Genomic DNA, 6178 nt, shown 5'->3' on the forward strand with positions numbered 1-6178 from the left:
GCCCGGGCCTATTTCAAAGCTGCCGTACCAGAGGGAGCCGCCTGGGAACCCGAAATCCGCGCAGAGTTGGCCGGCTCTCCGTCCGAAACGGTTCGGTTGCTGACGAATCTCGGCCGGGATTTGACCGAACCGGGCTCTCCGCTGCGTCTTGTCTTTAAATGGCAGGGCAGCTATACAGGAGAGGCGGGCGGGGCATACGCGTCTGTGAGCTCCCTCTCGAAGTCGCTGGGACTTCAAGCCGTCGTCAAGTCGGAAGAAGAGGGCCATGGGGCTTACCGTTCCTCCCACAAGAATGGAAGCATGAAGACCTCGCTGTTCTGGAGCGAAATGGGCGAGGGTGAGAGTTATGTGATCGTGACGGTGGAGTCGGCCGATCTGGCCCGCACCGCAGGGCTGGCTGAGACCGCCGAGCGGACCGGGACGCTGCTGGCATCCGCAGGCATTGCCGCGGACTGGAATGTCTCCTTGCAGGGTATTGCCAAGGAGCGAGGGGATGCCGGTCAGGCGCTGAAGCTGACGGAACGGCTCCTTGCAGGCAAGCTGCAGGGCATGAACGCTGCTGAAGCTTACGAGGACGAGACTACCGCCAGCATCTCCTATACTGTGCCATCCATTCGGCATACCCTTCAGAGCGGGACGCATCGTCTGGCCATGCAGGCGGCGATTCATAAGGATGTTGCCGAAGGCGGCAGCCGGGTCACTATCGGCTTCCCGCTGATTACCATTGAATATTGATAATTTCCGCTTATATAAGCTCAATTATAGAGAATGATAAGAAAGAGTAATCGAACTTTGCTGAAATCCGAGAGATTTTGTCAGGAATGTAATAGCATCCTTTTTCGGAATATGATAAAATGATATCACGTCATTCATAGCTTTTTTACGAAAATTAGACGTGAGCATGGATAAAATAAACTATATTACATAGAGAAAGATGAGGAGACATGGCTGAAAATCAAACCTTTGACGAATTAAATACACCTGGTGCTGTTTTTTTTATTTTTGGTGCAACCGGCGACTTGGCCCGGCGCAAGCTTTTTCCGGCGATCTACAGCTTGTACCGCGAAGGGAAGCTGGCTGAGGATTTTGCGGTAATCGGCGTGGCGCGCCGTCCCCGGACTCCCGAGGAATTCAAGGAAGATGTGAAGGCGTCGATAACCGAGTTTTGCCGTTATCAGCCGACAGGCGATACCGAATGGACTAAGTTCGTCAATCATTTTGAGTATAAATCGCTTGATATCAACAATATCGACGGATTCCGCGAGCTGAAGGCGCAGACGGAAGCGCTGGAAGAGCGGTTCCGCATTCCGGGGAACCGGTTGTTCTACCTGGCGCTCGCTCCCGAGCTGTTCGGCGGCGTGTCCTTCAACCTGAAAGCCGGCGGCATGCTGGACGGTCAAGGCTGGAACCGCCTGGTGATCGAGAAGCCTTTCGGGTATGATCTGGAATCGGCAGAGAAGCTGAACGAGCAGATCACGCAGGTGTTCAAGGAAGAGGAAATTTACCGGATCGACCATTATCTTGGCAAGGAAATGGTGCAGAACATCGAAGTGATTCGGTTTGCCAACGCCTTTTTCGAGCCGCTCTGGAACAAGCAGCATATCGCCAACATCCAGATTACGCTTGCCGAAACGGTCGGCGTTGAAGAACGCGGCGGCTATTATGATCATGCCGGAGCGCTGCGGGATATGGCGCAGAACCATATGCTTCAGCTGCTGACCATGATTGCGATGGAGCCGCCGAGCCGCCTGCTTGCGGAAGATATCCGCGATGAGAAGGTCAAGGTGCTGCGTTCGCTCCGTCCGTATTTGTCCAGAGAAGAAGTTCGCCAGAACGTGGTGCGCGGGCAGTACACACAGGGCCTGTTCAATGGTAAGACGGCCCCGGCTTACCGCCAGGAAGACAAGGTGAATCCGGAGTCCACGACGGAAACGTATTTTGCGGCCCGCGTATTCGTGGATAATTTCCGCTGGGCTGGCGTGCCGTTCTACATTCGTACAGGCAAACGCCTGCCGGCAAAGACGACCGAGGTGGTTGTGGAGTTCAAGCGGATGCCTACCAATGTCTACCTGGGTCAGAAGCATAACCTTGAACCGAACCTGCTCGTTATCCGCGTGAACCCGATGGAAGGCATCTATGTGAAGATCAATGCCAAGAAGCCGGGCTCGGAATCGGAAATTCAGCCGCTGGCCATGGACTTCTGCCAAAGCAGTCTGGTCGGCATCAATTCGCCGGAAGCCTACGAGCGTCTGCTGCATGATGCCGCGCGGGGCGATTCCACATACTTCACCCGTTGGGATGAAGTGTCCTCGGCCTGGTCGTTCGTAGACCACATCGCCAAAGCCTGGAGAGAGGATTCCAGCGATCTGGCTTCTTACCCGGCTGGCGCCTGGGGTCCGGTTGAAGCGGCCAAGCTGCTTGAACAGGACGGCTTCCACTGGTGGCCGGTCAACGGGCAGAAGGACGACAGCGTGGTCTGGTCGGTATAGTCAAGAGTGAAGTAGGATAGATGCTTTTGGAAATCTCCCTGCCCTAGAGTCCTAGAGCGGGGAGATTTTTTTCACTCAGGCTGTAATTAGGTAGATAATGCCGCCCCGATTTTGATATACTTTAAAGGATGCCCGCTTTAATATCTTCTTCGGCTGTAAGAGCCGCAGGCGGCGGGAAAGAACGGTTAATTTACCCGACAGGAGCAAAGAACAATGGCCATTAAGCCGATTTGATACAGGCATTTTCTCAGGGCGATGATACGTGATGCGAACAATTCAGATATGAAGGGATATGTGCAATGAGTCAAACGATAAATCAGAATTTGCAGCAGGAAGTGGATAAACGCAGAACATTCGCGATTATTTCTCACCCTGACGCAGGTAAAACGACACTTACGGAGAAGCTGCTGCTGTTCGGCGGCGCGATCCGGCTGGCGGGAACGGTCAAGGCCCGTAAAGCTAGCAAGCATGCGACAAGCGACTGGATGGAAATCGAGAAGCAGCGCGGAATTTCCGTTACATCCTCGGTTATGCAGTTCGATTATTTGGGCCACCGGATTAACATTCTGGATACTCCCGGTCACCAAGACTTCAGTGAGGACACCTACCGTACACTGACGGCCGCCGACAGCGCGGTCATGCTGATCGACGTCGCCAAAGGTGTCGAAGCGCAGACGATCAAGCTGTTTCAGGTGTGCGCCAAGCGGGGCATTCCGATCTTCACCTTCATCAACAAGCTCGACCGCGAGGGTCGCAGCCCATTTGAGCTGATGGAAGAACTGGAGCAGGTGCTGAGCATCCGCTCGGTGCCGATGAACTGGCCGATCGGCTCCGGACGCGAGCTGTGCGGCGTCTATGACCGCATGAAGAATCAGGTGGAGCTGTTCCAGGGCGACGACCATTCGGTCATTAAAGTGCAGAAGGTGGAGGATTACAACGATCCCGTCATCCGCGAGATGGCGGGTGACTATCTGCACGACCAGCTGTGCCAGGATCTGGAGCTGCTGGATGTCGCGGGCGATCCGTTCGATTACGAGAAGGTGCTGCGCGGCGAGCTGACGCCGGTCTTCTTCGGCAGCGCCATCAATAATTTCGGTGTGCAGACGTTTCTGGAGAACTTCCTCCAGCTCGCTCCGAAGCCGGAGCCGCGCCGCAGCACGGCGGGGATTGTGGAGCCGACGAATGAGAAATTTACCGGCTACGTCTTCAAAATCCAGGCAAACATGAACCCGGCTCACCGCGACCGGATCGCCTTTCTGCGCATCGTCTCCGGCAAGTTCCAGCGGGGGATGAGCGTAAAGCATGTGCGGGCAGGCAAAGACATCAAGCTGTCCCAGCCGCAGCAATTTCTTGCCCAGGACCGCGATATCGTCGAGGAGGCGTATCCGGGAGATATTATCGGTCTGTTCGACCCCGGCATCTTCCGGATCGGCGATTCGCTCAGCCAGGCGGGCGATGTTGTATTCGACGAGCTGCCGACCTTCTCCCCCGAGATATTCGCCAAGGTCAGCATTAAGAATGCGCTGAAATCGAAGCAATTCCAGAAGGGAATTGACCAGTTGACGGAGGAAGGCATGATTCAGGTGTTCCGTACGGTCAGCTTCGACGATATTCTGCTGGGTGTGGTCGGTCAGCTGCAATTTGAAGTGTTCGAGTACCGGATGAAGGGCGAATACGGCGTGGATGTGCAGCTTCAGCGGATGCCTTATCAGTTCGCGCGCTGGATTGTGGACGAGAGCAAGCCGGACCCGGGCAAGTTCCGGATCAATTCGACGCTTGTTACGGATAAGAAGGGGAATTTCGTCGTGCTGTTCGAGAACGAGTACGCGATGCGGACAGCGATTGAGAAAAATCCGACGGCGACGTTTCTGGAGACGGCGCCTTAAGTTTAGTATGATCCGGCAAGCTGTGCCGGAATGAAAAAGGACAAAAGCCTCTGTCTTTCGCACGTTTTGTGCAGGAAGACGGAGGCTTTTTCCAATGCTTCAATTGCCCCCGGTAAGCGAACCCGGAGTGACGGATTTCAAATGTTCGTACAGCATAGAGACGATATTCTCTTTTTTGGCGGGATCAAGGTCTTTCCAGATCATTTCAAATACGGCGCCGAGTCCAGGCAGCGCAGTTTCCGGACCGTCAACTGAACCGTCAATCATTTCCCGCAGCTCGGCTTTGGAATGGCCGTGGACTTTATGGATGACCGCCTGGCGCAGATCGAGCGTGATGGACATGGGCAGGGCTCCTTTTGTCATAAGAGTGTGCATGCTGGATATAATATGCCCGGCCCCGGGGGCTAAAATTCAAGTTTAATTCGCCTTGTGCTATACTGTTTTGAGACAATCGACTGATACGGGGGGAGAGCAGATGGCCAAGAAGCAATTCGCCATTATCGGAATGGGCCGGTTCGGTTCCAGTGTCGCCAAGGCGCTCAGCGGTATGGGCTACGATGTATTGGCTATTGATTCGGACGAGCAGCGTGTACAGGAAATCTCCGCAATCGTAACGCATGCCGTGTCGGCGGATTCGACGGATGAGGAGGCGCTGCGGGCGCTGGGCATCCGTAATTTTGATGTGGTAGTGGTAGCGATTGGCGAGGATATTCAATCCAGCATCCTGACTACGCTTATTCTGAAGGATCTCGGCGTGCCAGCGATTCTCGTCAAGGCCAAGAGCGAGCTGCACGGCAAGGTGCTGGGCAAGATCGGAGCCGACAAGGTGATCTATCCGGAAATGGATATGGGCATGAGAGTGGCGCATCACCTGGCCTCGCCCAATATTCTCGACTATATCGAGCTGTCGCCGGATTACAGCATCCTGGATATGAAGGTCCCTGAGGCAATGGTCGGCAGAAGCCTCAAGGAGCTCAATATTCGCGCCAAATTCAGCTGCAATGTGATAGCAATCCGCCACGGGGATGAAATGAACATTACCCCGAACGCGGACGAGCGGCTGACAAGCAGCGATGTGCTGGTCATTGTCGGCCACAAGGATAATCTGACCCGGCTGGAAATGGCTTATCAAAAATGAATCGATGGAGCGGAAAGGTTGAATTCGATGGAAATTATGTCTCCGCAAAATGCGCGGGTTAAGGAATGGGCCGGATTGCTGGAGAAGAAACACCGCGACAGGAACGGAAAGTATATCGTCGAGGGCGTTCATCTTGTGCAGGAGGCGCTGTTGGCGAAAGCGGATGTCGAAATTCTGGCTTATGATATCGACAAGGGCATGCCCGTAGAGCTTGGCGGTCTGCTGCAATCTGTTCCCGGTATGGAGACTATCGCAGTCTCGGCGGCGGTTATTGCCAAGTGCAGCAGCACCAATACGCCGCAGTCTGTGTTCGCGGTTATCCGCAAACAGCGGGATGAAGGGGATGCGGCGCTGGACAAGCCGGACAGTCTTGTTGTTGTGCTGGACGGCGTGCAGGACCCCGGCAATGTCGGCACCATTATCCGCAGCGCGGATGCGGCGGGGGCGGACGGCGTCATTCTGGGCCGGGGCTGCGCCGATCTGTACAATCCGAAGACGATCCGTTCCACCATGGGCTCGATGTTCCATTTGCCGATTGTGGAGGCTGATCTGGCGGAGAGGCTGCCAGAAGCCCGGCAGCGAGGCGTGCTGCTGGTCAGCACCTCGCTGCAAGGCGCGGACTCCTGCTACAGCCACGATTTCCGCAGCGGCAGCCAGTGGCTATT

General features: G+C 55.1%; 6 protein-coding genes. 5 read left to right on the top strand and 1 reads right to left on the bottom strand.

Annotated features, from left to right (window positions below; all coding sequences use genetic code 11):
- From L692_RS30730 to L692_RS0118330, 3 genes are all read left to right on the top strand, one after another.
- Positions 1 to 735, top strand: a 735-nt coding sequence (locus L692_RS30730; protein ID WP_025701541.1) for a YwmB family TATA-box binding protein, incomplete at its 5' end; no start/stop codon positions are given.
- Positions 736 to 944: 209 nt separating this feature from the next.
- Positions 945 to 2489, top strand: a complete 1545-nt coding sequence (zwf, locus tag L692_RS0118325) for a glucose-6-phosphate dehydrogenase (protein WP_025701542.1) — start codon at positions 945 to 947, stop codon at positions 2487 to 2489.
- Positions 2490 to 2788: 299 nt separating this feature from the next.
- Positions 2789 to 4375 carry a peptide chain release factor 3 gene (locus tag L692_RS0118330; protein ID WP_025701543.1) on the top strand — a complete coding sequence of 529 codons (1587 nt, stop codon included), beginning with the start codon at positions 2789 to 2791 and terminating at the stop codon, positions 4373 to 4375.
- A gap of 99 nt (positions 4376 to 4474) precedes the next feature.
- Here the strand turns inward: L692_RS0118330 and L692_RS0118335 are convergent, their stop codons facing one another.
- A complete protein-coding gene (locus L692_RS0118335; RefSeq protein ID WP_025701544.1) occupies positions 4475 to 4717 on the bottom strand; it encodes a small acid-soluble spore protein SspI in 243 nt (80 codons plus the stop codon).
- A gap of 100 nt (positions 4718 to 4817) precedes the next feature.
- On the opposite strand from L692_RS0118335, the gene L692_RS0118340 reads away from it, so the two are divergent.
- Both L692_RS0118340 and L692_RS0118345 read left to right on the top strand, forming a co-directional pair.
- A complete protein-coding gene (locus tag L692_RS0118340) occupies positions 4818 to 5513 on the top strand; it encodes a potassium channel family protein (protein WP_269636736.1) in 696 nt (231 codons plus the stop codon).
- A gap of 27 nt (positions 5514 to 5540) precedes the next feature.
- Positions 5541 to 6178, top strand: a 638-nt coding sequence (locus L692_RS0118345) for a TrmH family RNA methyltransferase (RefSeq protein ID WP_025701546.1), incomplete at its 3' end; no start/stop codon positions are given.

The organism is Paenibacillus forsythiae T98 (genome assembly GCF_000520735.1).
In the GTDB taxonomy this organism is placed as follows: domain Bacteria; phylum Bacillota; class Bacilli; order Paenibacillales; family Paenibacillaceae; genus Paenibacillus_AQ; species Paenibacillus_AQ forsythiae.